This window comes from Tsuneonella sediminis (genome assembly GCF_051912845.1).
GTDB classification, from domain to species: domain Bacteria; phylum Pseudomonadota; class Alphaproteobacteria; order Sphingomonadales; family Sphingomonadaceae; genus Tsuneonella; species Tsuneonella sediminis.
Genome location: NZ_JBNCBU010000002.1, coordinates 14,006 through 25,987, shown reverse-complemented (window position 1 = coordinate 25,987; position 11,982 = coordinate 14,006). Strand labels below are relative to the sequence as shown.

Below are 11,982 nucleotides of genomic sequence, written 5' to 3'. Positions count from 1 at the left end.
GGCCTTACGGCAGCGCCCTGTCGCCGCCAAGACACCACGCGAGGGGGCGAACGGCCGATTGCCGCCCGAGGGGCGCTCCACTAGGAAACGAAGAAAGCCAGTCTGAAAGGTACACGCGATGCCCACTGCCTATATTGTCGATGCCGTCAGGACCGCAGGTGGCCGCCGCGGCGGGCGCCTTGCCGGAATTCACCCGGTCGATCTCGCCGCTACGGTCCTCGACGCTCTCGTCGAGCGCACGGGGATCGACCCCGCGAAGGTCGACGACGTCGTCATGGGCTGCGTGACCCAGGCTGGCGAACAGGCGATGCAGGTGGGAAGAATGGCCGTACTGGCCAGCACGCGCCTGCCCCGTTCATGCCCGGCGGTCACGATCGACCGCCAGTGCGGTTCCTCGCAGCAGGCGATCCAGTTCGCCGCGCAAGCGGTGATGAGCGGTACCCAGGACGCGGTCATTGCCGCCGGCGTCGAGAGCATGACCCGGGTGCCCATGGGCACGAACCTGACCTTCCACATGAAGGAGGGCATGGGCCACTACAAGTCGCCCCGGCTCGAGGAAGAGTTTCCCGGCGTGATGTTCTCGCAGTTCGCCGGCGCCCAGATGATCGCCGACAAGTACGGCATGACGAAGGAGGAGATCGACCGCTTCGCGCTGGCGAGCCACCAGAAGGCGGCGGCGGCGACGAAGGCGGGTGCGTTCGAGCGCGAGATCGTGCCGATCACCGTCGACACGCCCGAGGGGCGGGTCGAGCATACCGTGGACGAGGGCATCCGCTTCGACGCCACGCTGGAAGGCATCGCCTCGGTCAAGCTGCTGCAGGAAGGCGGCAAGCTGACTGCCGCGAGTTCGAGCCAGATCTGCGACGGGTCGAGCGCCGCACTGATCGTATCCGAAACGGCGCTGAAGGAACTCGGCCTTACCCCGCGGGCGCGAATTCACACGCTGACCGTGACCGCGGGCGATCCGGTCATCATGCTCGAGGAACCGCTGTTCGCGACGGACAAGGCGCTTGGCCGGGCTGGCCTGAAGATCGGCGATATCGACCTTTACGAGGTCAACGAGGCGTTCGCGCCGGTGCCGATGGCCTGGCTCGAGCACACGGGTGCCGATCCCGACAGGCTTAACGTCAACGGCGGGGCGATCGCGCTCGGTCACCCGCTCGGCGCGAGCGGGACCAAGCTGATGGCGACGCTGCTGAACGCGCTCCATGCGCGCGGGCTCAAGTATGGCCTGCAGACGATGTGCGAGGGCGGCGGCATCGCCAACGTGACCATCATCGAAGCGGTCTGACAAGCCAATTCACCGCGGCCCGGCACAGTGGCCGGTTGCAATCCGAGACCTGTCGGGTCATGCGGGAATGCGAGCCGCATTCACTTCGGGCCGAAGCCGCGCGGACAGTTACGGGAGTAGGAACAGCATGAAAGTCGACAGCAACACCGCAGCCGTGGTCACCGGCGGGGCATCGGGTCTGGGCGCGGCGACCGCGCGCGCGCTCGCGGCCAAGGGCGCAAAGGTCGCGATCTTCGACCTGCAGGAAGAGAAGGGCAGGGCGGTCGCCGACGAGATCGGCGGCGTGTTCTGCGAAGTCAACGTCACCGACGACGCCTCGGTCGATGCCGGTTTCGCCAAGGCGCGCGAGGCACACGGCCAGGAGCGGATCCTCGTCAACTGCGCAGGCACCGGCAACGCGATCAAGACCGCCAGCCGTTCGAAGGAAGACGGCAGCATCCGCCATTTCCCGCTCGAGGCGTTCAACTGGATCATCCAGATCAACCTCGTCGGCACTTTCCGCTGCATCGCCAAGTCGGCCGCCGGGATGCTGACGCTCGACCCGATGGACGACGGAGAGCGCGGCGCCATCGTCAACACCGCCTCGGTCGCGGCCGAGGACGGCCAGATCGGGCAGGCCGCCTATTCGGCATCGAAGGGCGGGGTGGTCGGGATGACGCTCCCCATCGCGCGCGACCTGATGGGCGAGGGCATCCGGGTGAATACCATCCTGCCCGGTATCTTCGACACGCCGCTGATGAATGCCGCGCCGCCGCAGGTAAAGGAAGCGCTCGCCGCCTCGGTGCCGTTCCCCAAGCGGCTCGGCCGGTCCGAGGAATATGCCATGCTCGCCATGTGCATGATCGAGAACGGCTATTTCAACGGCGAGGACGTGCGCCTCGACGGTGCGATCCGGATGGCTCCGCGCTGATGGACTTTCCTACACGGCCAGGCCCGCGCTAGGCCTGTGTCGATGACGAATCCGGGCGCCTTCCTTCCTGCATTTCCAAGCGGGGCGGAGGGCGCCTGTTTTTTTGATCCAGGACTGTGTGACATGTGTGACAGGGCCTGGGCGAACGGAGAGATGCGACCATGACCGGCTACACCCAGATCAGCTACGACGTGCAGGGGCCGGTGGCGCTGGTCACGCTGAACCGGCCCGAGAAGATGAACGCCTTCACCCGCACGATGATGGCCGAAATCATCGACGCGATGGACGAGGCGGACGGCGACGACCGGGTCCGCGCGGTGATCTTTACCGGCAGCGGCGACCGCGCGTTCTGCGCCGGGGCGGACCTGACGCCGGAGGGCGGGGGCCACGTGTTCTCCGACCCCAACCCGGTCGAGGATCTGTCGGACGAGCGCGTGCGCGATGGGGGCGGGCGGCTGACGCTGCGCCTGTTCGATGCGAAGAAGCCGCTGATCTCAGCGTGCAACGGGGTCGCGGTGGGCGTGGGGGCGACGATGCAGTTGCCGATGGACATGCGGCTGTGCGCGGACACCGCGCGGTTCGGCTTCGTGTTCGCGCGGCGCGGGATTACCCCGGAAGCCGCATCGAGCTGGTTCCTGCCGCGCCTCGTGGGCATGCAGACCGCACTCGAATGGTGCATGACCGGGCGGATATTCGACGCCGGAGAAGCGCTGGCGAAGGGCCTCGTGCGCTCGGTCCACCCGCAGCAGGACCTGCTCGGAGTCGCGCTCGGCCTCGCGCACGAGATCGCCGAAAACACCTCCGCGGTGTCGGTCGCGATGACGCGCGCGATGCTCTGGCGGCTTTCCGCGGCAGATCACCCGATGATGGCGCACCGGGTCGACAGCCGGGCGATCTACCGGCTGAGCCGCAGCGCCGACGCGCGCGAGGGGATCGCGAGCTTCCTCGAGAAGCGAGCGCCCGCCTATCCGGATACGGTCAGCGCCGACATGCCTGATTTCTATCCCTGGTGGGACGAGCCGGAATACCGATGACGGGCTGGCACATCGGGGTCATCGGCGGTTCGGGCCTCCATGACGGCCTTGCGCTCGACGAGGCGCAATCGATCGCCGTGCGTTCGCCGTTCGGCGAGCCGTCGGGGCCGGTGACCACCGGGCTGCTCGAAGGAGTACGGTTCAGTTTCCTCGCGCGGCACGGAACCGGACATGTCCTGCCGCCGGCGGCGGTGAACTACCGGGCGAACGTCGACGTGCTCAAGCGCGCGGGCGCGACGGACCTCGTGGCCCTGTCAGCGATCGGCTCGCTACGCGAGGAACTGGCGCCGGGCCATTTCGTGGCGGTCGACCAGTTCATCGACCGGACTACGGGCCGCGAACGCAGCTTTTTTGGCCACGGAATGGTCGCCCACGTCAGCCTGGCAGATCCGATCTGCCCGCGCCTGTCGGATTTCGTCGCAGGGGCGGGCGAGGCAGCCGGCGCCACGGTGCACCGCGGCGGCTGCTATGTCGCGATCGACGGCCCGCAATTCTCGACCCGGGCCGAAAGCAGGCTGCTGCGCGAGTGGGGCGGCGACGTGATCGGCATGACCGCCATGCCCGAGGCGCGCCTCGCCCGCGAGGCCGAACTGCCGTACGCGCTGCTCGGCATGGTCATCGACTACGACTGCTGGCGCGAGGGGCCGCCGGTCGAAGCGGCCGAAGTCTTCGGGGTGATGAAGGCGAACGCGGCGCTCGCGCGCGGGGCCATGGCGGCGCTGGCCAGGGCCTTGCCGGCCGAACGAACGGCGTCGCCGATCGACACCGCGCTCGACAACGCACTCGCCACCGCGCCTGCCATGCGCGATGGGCGGCAGATCGCCATGCTCGACGCGGTCGCCGGGCGCGTCCTGCGCAGGCAAGGGCAGGCGTAGTCGGGGTCATCGGCTTGCCACGCCAGCCGGTTTCTATAGAAACTTGTCGGCAATGACCGAGAACGCGACCAGCACCCGCCTTGCCGATTTCCTGCCCTACCTGTTGTCGGTGACCTCGAACGCGGTCTCGGGACGGGTTGCCGACGCCTATAGAGCGGCCTTCGGGCTACGCATCGCGGAATGGCGCGTGATGGCGGTGCTGGGGGATGCCGGCGCGCTCACCCAGCGCGATCTGACCGAGGCGACGCTGATGGACAAGGTGGCGGTCAACCGCGCGTGCAAGGAACTCGAGGATCGCGGTCTCGCCGCGCGCACCGCGAACGAGCGCGACGGGCGCTCGCACCATCTCGAACTCACCCCGGAGGGCCGGGCGATGCATGGCCGGATCATGCCGCTAGCGCTCGAGATGGAGGCCAAGTTGTTCGAGGGGTTCAGCGCGGGCGAGCGCGAGACCTTCCGCACCCTGCTCGCCCGCCTGCGCGCGGCGGCCGGCGATTTCGAGCACGAAGGGCTCGACGGCGGGGTCGACTACGGGTCCTGAGACCCGCGGCCGAACCCGCCCGCGATGCCTACTGGCCGGGCTTGGCGGCGAATGCGTCGCTGATCGAACACGCCGCAGGACCCAGAATGACGACGAAAAGCGTCGGCAGGATGAACAGGATCAGCGGCACGGTCATGATCGCCGGAAGGCGCGCGGCCTTTTCCTCGGCGCGCATCATGCGTTCGTTGCGAAACTCCGCCGACAGCACGCGCAGGGCGGAAGCCAGCGGCGTGCCGTAACGTTCGGTCTGCACCATGGTCGTCACCACGCCCTTGATGCTGTCGAGGTTGACCCGGTAGGCAAGGTTGTCGAACGCCATCTTGCGTTCGGTCAGGAACGAGAGCTCGATTGCGGTCAGCGCGAACTCGTCGCCAAGTTCGGGATAGGCGCGGCCGAGTTCCTTCGCCACCCGGTTGAATGCGGCGTCGACGGTGAGGCCGGCTTCCGCGCAGATCACCAGCAGGTCGAGCGCGTCGGGCAGGCCCTTGCGCACCGCGTCGGTGCGCTTGCCGGCCTTGTTCTTGAGGAAGATCTCGGGCGCCTTGTAGCCGAAACCGACCGCGGCGGTGAGGCCGAACAGCTTCTTCATGCTGCCCCATTCGGGCATCACGTTCATCACGTAGAGCGCGAGGAATGCCGTGAGGCCGAACACGATCGGCAGGACCATCCGCGCGCCGATGACGTAGACCGCCAGTTCCTTGTTGCGATAGCCCGCCCAGGCCAGCTTCTGCTGGATCGTCTCGATCTGGCTCTGCTGCAGCACCTTCATGTTCGCCAGCGCTTCGCGGACGCGATCGGTCTGGTCGGTGCGCCGGACCAGGCTGGTGCGCTTGCGGGCGTTGGTCTTGACGATCCCCGCCTTGAGCTCCTCGCGGCGGGCGTTGAGCGCTTTCACGCGCTTCGCCATCGGGTCCTTGACGGTAACCGCGGCGTAGATCGCCATCATCATCGCCAGCGCGGCCACGGCGGCGAGCAAAGTGCCGACGAGGATGACGTCGAAACCGAGAAGGGTGGGTCCTGAAGGGGTCATGTCTACCTGCTCAGATTTCGAAGCTGACCATCTTGGCCATGATGAACACGCCGATGCCCATCCAGACCATCCCGCCGAGGCCTGCGACGATCAGCCGGTCGTCGGAGAAAAAGCCGGAAAGATAGGTCGGATTGATCCACCAGATCATGAAGAACACGATGAACGGCAGCGAACCCACGATATAGGCCGAGGCCTTCGATTCCGAGCTCATCGCCTTGATCTTGAGCTTCATCTGGCCGCGCTTGCGCAGCACGTCGGCGAGGTTCGACAGCGTCTCGGCAAGGTTGCCGCCCGTTTCGCGCTGGATGGCAAGTGTGATGCAGAAGAAGCTGAATTCCGCGATGCCGAGCCGGTCGGCGGTCACCTGGAGCGATTCCTCCATCGTCCGCCCGACCTTGATCCGGTCCACGATGCCCTTGAACTCGACGCCCACCGGACCCTCGATCTCGGTCGCGACGACCGCGAGGGTCTCGGTCACGGGCAGACCTGAGCGCAGGCCGCGCACGAGAAGCTCGATCGCGTCGGGAAACTTCGCGTTGAACTGGTTCGTCCGCCGCTTGATGAAGAAATTGACGGCCATGTGCGGAATGCCCGCGCCGGCGAACAGCCCGACCCCGAGGCTCAGCATCGCCGCGCCGGACTTGAGGTAGATGATGACCATCACGACCACCGCGACGCCCAGCGAGGCGTAGAGGTAGTTCATCAGCGTCCAGTTCTTGCCCGTTCGGTCGAGCCGAACCGCGAGGGCTGCGATCCGGGACCCCGAGCCGGCGACCTTGAAGGCCTTGGGCTTGCGGGCCGCGATCGCTTTCTTGAGCTGGGATTCGACCTTGGTATCGGTGCTCTCGGAATGGCGGTAGCGCACCGCCTGGAGGCGGCGATTGCCTTCCTTCGCGGGCGATGGACCCGAGAGCGCGGAATAGCCGAGGACCATGATGGCCATCAGCCCACCGGCGAACAGCAGAAGCTGGAGAGTGCTCATCGGACCGGTCCGTCCCCTTGTACCTGTCGTTCAGCGGCCAGCACCCGGCCGCGGGAGCGCCCCGCGACCGCGTGCCGGACGTCAGGCCTCGGCTGCCGCCGGGGCCTTGGATTTCTTGGCCAGCAGCGACTTGAAGTCGAAGCCGCCGAGGAGCGATTTCTTCGCCGTCTGCTCTTCGCTCTGCGCTTCCTCGTCGGACGTGCCGATGATGCGATCGGCGAGCTGGCGGATCGTGGTGCTCGCCTTGCTTCCGCGGTTCGCGTCGGCAAAGGTCTGGCCCAGCTTGGCGGCGTTGGCCGCGGCCTTGAGATCGTACGGGATCGTGAAGTCGATTTTGCGCTCGATCGAGGCCTCGAAGTCGGCCTTACTGATCTCCGCCACGCCGGTCTGGACCTTGTTGGCGACGATCAGCGGATGGGCATGCGTCGCGTTGGTTTTCAGCCAGCTCAGGATGCGGATCGTGTCGCGCGCACTCGCCAGCGTCATCTCGGTGGCGAGCACCACGACGTTCACATCCGAAAGGAGGTGCGGAAAGTTGATCAGCATGTTCCGCGGCAGGTCGATCACGGTCATCTCGAACGCGTGACGGAACTCCTCTTCGAGCTGAACGAAGGCGCTGCCGTCGGTCATCAGCGGCGAGTTGATCGGAGCCTCGGCCGAGAGAATCGCGAGATTGTCGTTCGCGCGGATCATGGCCCGTTCGATGAACAACCCGTCGATACGGCTGGGGTTGTCGATCGCGTCCGTCAATCCGCGGCCCGGCTCGAGATCGAGCGCGAGAGCGCCGGTTCCGAAATGCACGTCGAGATCGAGCAGCGCGGTCGGCAGCTTGTGATCGGCCGAGAACATCCACGCCAGCGACGTCGCCAGGGTGGAGGCGCCCACGCCGCCACGCGTTCCGACGATCGCGGTCGAGATGTGCCGCTTGACCGCGTCGGGATCATTTGCCTTCGGGGCCGCGAAGACCGCCTGGGCCTGGGTCAGCGCGTCGCGCAGCTGGCCGGCCGACAGCGGCTTGAGCAGGTAGTCGTGGATGCCGCTCGCGAGCAGGTCGCGATAGAGGCGCACGTCGTTGACCTGGCCGACCGCGACTACGACCGTTCCCGGCTCGCAGACCTCGGCAAGGGCGTTGATGTCGTTGAGCGGGTCGCCGCTTTCCGACAGGTCCACCATGAGGATGTTGGGACTGGCCGACACCGAGAGCGACTGCACGGCGTTGCGCAGTCCGCCCTTGGCGCACTTCTCCGGCTGCCAGCCCATCTCGATGACGACCGGACGCAGCGTGTCGAGCGCGGTTTCGTCGCAGATGAAGGCGGCGAACGGATCGCGGCCACCCGGGCCTGGTTTCCAAGGGGCATTCATCGTCTTAGTTCCCTCCGCCAGTGCTGGAAGCCTTGAGCTCGCCTTCGCCCGTCGGGGCGCGCTTGCGATAGCTCTCGATGGCCTTCGTCGAACTCATGATCACGGTCTCGCCCGTGCCGGCCTGGCCTGCGATCAGATCTTCCGGATTGGCGACCATCGCCGCCAGGTTGCCGTTGATCGCGCAGCCGTAGCCGGGCGAGGTCGCGTTGGCGTAGTTCATGTCGCTCCTGCGCTCCCAGTTCGGGCAATTCGGCACCGAAGCGGTCGAACGGGTGATGACCACACGCGCCGTCCCGGGCTGCACGTGACCCTCGGTCACGGGAGCGCCGTCGGCCAGAAGGATCCCATGGCGTGCCGCGATGGCGGCAACTGCAGCCTTGGTGGCACCGCTGGCAGCGGGATCCTCGATCGATACCCGGTCGCCGTAGCGCAGGTTCATCGCGTCGAACCAACCGGCCAGACGCTGTTGCTCCGGAATCGACAGCCCGTCGTAGCCGCTGGCGACATCGAGCGTGTAGGTCGTGCGCTCGATCACCGGCTGGCGCACGCTGTTGAGGCTGGCGTTGTCCCAGGCCGGTCCGCTGCAGGCAGCGGTGGAGAGGCCAAGGCTGAGGGCGAGAGCGCCCGCGATATGGCGTTTGATGGTCATCACTCTCACCTTCCTCACTGGATGCTGAAGCCGGGCGCGGGCACGTCGGCGTCGTTCTTGGCGGTGCGGCGCTTCTTGCGCTTGCTCGATGCGTTGGGTGCAGCGTCAGGCATCAACTGCGAGATGCCGGGGGCGGCCGGAACCTGGCCCTGTACCGCGGTCGGACCTGGTCGGCCCTCTCCGGTAACCCCGGCGTTGTCCTCCATGCCGAACAGGCGGGTCGCCTCGTCCGCGGCGCGGAAACCATCGGTCGGGAGCTTGATGTCGCGTTCGTTGACCGGCTGGACAAGGTAAGGCGTCACCACGATCACCAGTTCGGTCTCGCCCTTGCGGAACGAGGTCGAGCGGAACAGGTTGCCCAGGATGGGCACGTCTCCGAGGCCCGGCGTCTTGTCGATCGAGTTCTGCGCGTTGTTGCTCATCAGGCCGGCGATCATGAAGCTCTGGCCCGAGCCGAGCTCGATCGTCGTCTCCGCCCGGCGGATCGTCAACGCGGGAATCTGGAAGCCGTTGATCGAGACCGCGCCCTGGCTCGACAACTCGGAAACCTCGGGCCGGACGCGCAGGCTGATCCGCCCGTTCGCCAGCACCGTCGGGGTGTAGGCAAGGCTGACGCCGTACTTGCGATACTCGATCGAGGTCGAACCGAGGCCCTGGCTGATCGGGATCGGGAACTCGCCGCCGGCAAGGAAGTCGGCGGTTTCGCCCGACAGCGCGGTCAGGTTGGGCTGCGACAGGGTGCTGATCAGGCCCACACGCTCGGCAAGGTCGAATGCGCTCGCGATGTCGAGGCCGAACAGCTTGCCGAAGCCGGCAAGGGTCGACCCGCTGCCGTTGCCGCGTACCAGGCTGCCGCCCTGCGGAGCGGAGGTAAACCCGACGCCGAGACCCGCCGGGCTGCCCGGCGCGTAGGTCGTGGTCGCCCCGCGACCGGTCGTCACGCCGAACTTGAAACCGCCCGTCGTATCGACGGTCTGGAGGTTCGAGCCGATCTCGCGGACGAGCGAGCGACTGACTTCGGCGAAGCGGACCTGCAGGTTGACCTGAAGCGGCGTCGCGGTCTTGAGCCGGGTGATGACGTTCGCTTCCTCGCCGACGAAGGCCTGGACGAGGCGTTCGGCCTCGGCAGCGTCTTCGGGCGCGGCGACTGTGCCGGTCAGCAGGAAGGTGTTGGTCCCCATCGTGGCGACGTTGACCTGCGCCTCGGGCATCGCCAGCGCCAGCATCTGGTCGACGCTGTCGATGTTGGAGCCCACGCGGACGTTGGCCGACCAGATCACCGCGCCGGCCTTGTTGCTGGCGTAAACGGTGGTCACCCCGCCGGACTTCCCGAAGAGATAGAGCTGCCGCTCCGACTTGATCTGGACGTCGGCGACATTGTCGTTGGCGATGAATACATCGGACATGTTGCCCGGGATGTTGATCAGTTCGCCGCGGCCGATCGACAGGTTGATGTCGCGGGTCGGTGCGATCGCGTTCTGCGCGGCCGCAGGCAGGGCGCTGATCCCGGCGAGCGGGCCGGCGGCCAGGCTCGCGAGCAGCAGCGTGGCAGTCAGTCGGCGTTTCATTGTCGTGCCCCTCGAATGGCTCGGTTCGGTGCCGGAAAAGCGGTTGCGCGTGCGCGGTGCGGTGATCATCACGGCACCATCAGCACGGCGGGAGTGGCGGCCCCGATGGTGCGGCCGGCGGAATCGACGCCCGCGGAGACACCCTCGAGCACCTGCCCGTTCTTCGAAATCGTGACCGTCGTCGACGCCTTGCCCCGGGTCACAGTCACGCTCGAGCGTGGCGGAGGCGGAGGAGCGTAGGCGCGCGGTGCATCGCCCGGTCCGCCCTGCATCTGCGTGGCGGGGGGCGCGGCCGGCATGGTCCGGCGCTGGAAGCGCGAGACGTCGCCGCCGGTCTGGTAGGTGGTCGCTCCCTGGGTGGGGCGGTTGAGCGCGGCGCGGAGGATCTTTTCCTCTTCCTGCGGGGTTACGCCCTCGGGGATCTTGACGTCGCCCTGGGCGATCGCGCGCTCGAGTTCCGACTGGCTGTCGGCGATCGAGCGGAGCGACAGGCTCAGCGTGCCGATCGTCTGCGCGACCGAGACCTGCTCGGCGATCTTCGGGGTGACCTCGAGGGTGACGGTGCTGAACTGCTTCACCACGGTCTTGCCCTCGACGGTTTCCTGCGTGGTGTTCTGGTCGGTCGCCAGCACGCGAAGGTTGCGCAGGATGGTCTCGGATGCCTTGAGGTCGCCGTCGGCACCCTCTGCCTTGACCGTCTGGGTCAGGACGAGATCGACCCGGTCGCCCGGGAAGATGAAGCCGCCGACACCGGTCTTGGCCGACACGGGCACGGTCACGGCGCGCATGCCGGGACCGAGCGCCGCGGCGAGGAAGCCGCGGTCACCGGGCTTGACGAGCGAGCCCTGGGTCACGGGTTCGCCCGCGGTCACCGGGAACCGGACGACAGTGCCCAGAAGCTTCGATACGTCGGATTCGCCTTCGATGAAGTAGGCGTCCTTGACCAGCTCCTTGGGCCACGGCTGGAAGCCGATCGCGTCCGCGGTGATGATCGTGCCGGTCGGCAGCACGCGCTGGGCGACGAGGACCTTGGGTCCCTGCGGCACGGGCGCGGCCTCGGCCTGCGGGGCGGATGCCCCCGCGAACATGCTCCGCGCCATCATGGCGGTCACGACGGCGATCACCAGAGCGCCCACCAGCAGCAGCAGCTTCTTCCTGTCCATGGCTATCAAAGCCCCCTCAAAACGCTCGCCCGATCCCACGGGCGGGAATGGTTGCCGTGGTTAAGCGGCGAACGGTTAAAATCAGGTATCATCACGCCAGCGCGGCCTTCGCGGCGGGAAAGTAGTGCGCGCCGAGCACCCACAGCCCGGCAATCGCGATCGCCACCCCGTACGGGATCGCCAGCTTGTCGCGCTGACGGCGGGCGATGTGCCAGGCGCCCATGACGAGCGTCAGAAGACCGCCCACCAGCGCCATCATGACCAGGAGCTGCAGGAATCGCTCGGGTTCGATCCACAGCGCAAGCGCCGTCAGCAACTTGACGTCGCCGCCGCCCATCCACTTCATCGCGAACATCGCGGCGAATACCGCGAAGGCCGCGATGCCGATGCCGAGCTGGATCGCGATCCCGGGCCACAGGTCCAGCCCGCTTGCCCACCAGTAGAGCGGAGCGGTCAGGGCGATCGCGGCATTCAGCCAGTTGTCGATCTGCCGCCGGCGCCAGTCGGTGAACGCCGCCACGACCAGCGCGATTGCAAGGGCAAGGAGCAGCCCGTAGTGCAGATAGTCGGCCAGCAT

The 11,982-nt window shown here is 67.1% G+C and carries 12 protein-coding genes; 5 read left to right on the top strand and 7 right to left on the bottom strand.

The window, feature by feature from the left end; translation table 11 throughout:
* Positions 1-118: 118 nt before the first annotated feature.
* From ACPV3N_RS10740 to ACPV3N_RS10720, 5 genes are all read left to right on the top strand, one after another.
* Positions 119-1,291 carry an acetyl-CoA C-acetyltransferase gene (locus ACPV3N_RS10740; protein WP_440117605.1) on the top strand — a complete coding sequence of 391 codons (1,173 nt, stop codon included), beginning with the start codon at positions 119-121 and terminating at the stop codon, positions 1,289-1,291.
* A gap of 127 nt (positions 1,292-1,418) precedes the next feature.
* The gene (locus ACPV3N_RS10735) at positions 1,419-2,201 is read left to right on the top strand and encodes an SDR family NAD(P)-dependent oxidoreductase (protein ID WP_440117603.1); all 783 of its coding nucleotides are present in this window, start codon (positions 1,419-1,421) and stop codon (positions 2,199-2,201) included.
* A gap of 161 nt (positions 2,202-2,362) precedes the next feature.
* Complete coding sequence (locus ACPV3N_RS10730) at positions 2,363-3,235, top strand: crotonase/enoyl-CoA hydratase family protein (RefSeq protein WP_440117601.1); 873 nt, start codon at positions 2,363-2,365, stop codon at positions 3,233-3,235.
* Entirely contained in the window at positions 3,232-4,110 is an 879-nt protein-coding gene (locus tag ACPV3N_RS10725; RefSeq protein ID WP_440117599.1) for a phosphorylase family protein, read from the top strand. Before ACPV3N_RS10730 ends, ACPV3N_RS10725 begins: the two co-directional genes overlap by 4 nt.
* A gap of 52 nt (positions 4,111-4,162) precedes the next feature.
* Entirely contained in the window at positions 4,163-4,651 is a 489-nt protein-coding gene (locus tag ACPV3N_RS10720; RefSeq protein WP_440117597.1) for a MarR family winged helix-turn-helix transcriptional regulator, read from the top strand.
* Positions 4,652-4,679: 28 nt separating this feature from the next.
* Here ACPV3N_RS10720 and ACPV3N_RS10715 read toward each other — a convergent pair whose 3' ends face one another.
* The 7 genes from ACPV3N_RS10715 to ACPV3N_RS10685 form a co-directional block, all read right to left on the bottom strand.
* Complete coding sequence (locus tag ACPV3N_RS10715) at positions 4,680-5,681, bottom strand: type II secretion system F family protein (RefSeq protein WP_440117595.1); 1,002 nt, start codon at positions 5,679-5,681, stop codon at positions 4,680-4,682.
* Between the two features lie 10 nt (positions 5,682-5,691).
* A complete protein-coding gene (locus ACPV3N_RS10710) occupies positions 5,692-6,663 on the bottom strand; it encodes a type II secretion system F family protein (RefSeq protein WP_440117593.1) in 972 nt (323 codons plus the stop codon).
* 81 nt (positions 6,664-6,744) lie between these two features.
* Positions 6,745-8,025, bottom strand: coding sequence for a CpaE/TadZ family protein (locus ACPV3N_RS10705; RefSeq protein ID WP_440117591.1), 1,281 nt, complete (start codon positions 8,023-8,025; stop codon positions 6,745-6,747).
* Between the two features lie 4 nt (positions 8,026-8,029).
* Positions 8,030-8,674, bottom strand: coding sequence for a CpaD family pilus assembly protein (locus ACPV3N_RS10700; protein ID WP_440117589.1), 645 nt, complete (start codon positions 8,672-8,674; stop codon positions 8,030-8,032).
* 14 nt (positions 8,675-8,688) lie between these two features.
* Positions 8,689-10,242, bottom strand: coding sequence for a type II and III secretion system protein family protein (locus ACPV3N_RS10695; protein ID WP_440117587.1), 1,554 nt, complete (start codon positions 10,240-10,242; stop codon positions 8,689-8,691).
* Positions 10,243-10,310: 68 nt separating this feature from the next.
* Positions 10,311-11,405, bottom strand: coding sequence for a Flp pilus assembly protein CpaB (cpaB, locus tag ACPV3N_RS10690; RefSeq protein ID WP_440117585.1), 1,095 nt, complete (start codon positions 11,403-11,405; stop codon positions 10,311-10,313).
* 91 nt (positions 11,406-11,496) lie between these two features.
* Complete coding sequence (locus tag ACPV3N_RS10685) at positions 11,497-11,982, bottom strand: A24 family peptidase (RefSeq protein ID WP_440117583.1); 486 nt, start codon at positions 11,980-11,982, stop codon at positions 11,497-11,499.

Coding starts and splice junctions, on each gene's coding strand:
- ACPV3N_RS10740 (WP_440117605.1), top strand. CDS start 119: ATGCCCACTGCCTATATTGTCGATGCCGTCAGGACCGCAGGTGGCCGC.
- ACPV3N_RS10735 (WP_440117603.1), top strand. CDS start 1,419: ATGAAAGTCGACAGCAACACCGCAGCCGTGGTCACCGGCGGGGCATCG.
- ACPV3N_RS10730 (WP_440117601.1), top strand. CDS start 2,363: ATGACCGGCTACACCCAGATCAGCTACGACGTGCAGGGGCCGGTGGCG.
- ACPV3N_RS10725 (WP_440117599.1), top strand. CDS start 3,232: ATGACGGGCTGGCACATCGGGGTCATCGGCGGTTCGGGCCTCCATGAC.
- ACPV3N_RS10720 (WP_440117597.1), top strand. CDS start 4,163: ATGACCGAGAACGCGACCAGCACCCGCCTTGCCGATTTCCTGCCCTAC.
- ACPV3N_RS10715 (WP_440117595.1), bottom strand. CDS start 5,681: ATGACCCCTTCAGGACCCACCCTTCTCGGTTTCGACGTCATCCTCGTC.
- ACPV3N_RS10710 (WP_440117593.1), bottom strand. CDS start 6,663: ATGAGCACTCTCCAGCTTCTGCTGTTCGCCGGTGGGCTGATGGCCATC.
- ACPV3N_RS10705 (WP_440117591.1), bottom strand. CDS start 8,025: ATGAATGCCCCTTGGAAACCAGGCCCGGGTGGCCGCGATCCGTTCGCC.
- ACPV3N_RS10700 (WP_440117589.1), bottom strand. CDS start 8,674: ATGACCATCAAACGCCATATCGCGGGCGCTCTCGCCCTCAGCCTTGGC.
- ACPV3N_RS10695 (WP_440117587.1), bottom strand. CDS start 10,242: ATGAAACGCCGACTGACTGCCACGCTGCTGCTCGCGAGCCTGGCCGCC.
- cpaB (WP_440117585.1), bottom strand. CDS start 11,405: ATGGACAGGAAGAAGCTGCTGCTGCTGGTGGGCGCTCTGGTGATCGCC.
- ACPV3N_RS10685 (WP_440117583.1), bottom strand. CDS start 11,982: ATGCTGGCCGACTATCTGCACTACGGGCTGCTCCTTGCCCTTGCAATC.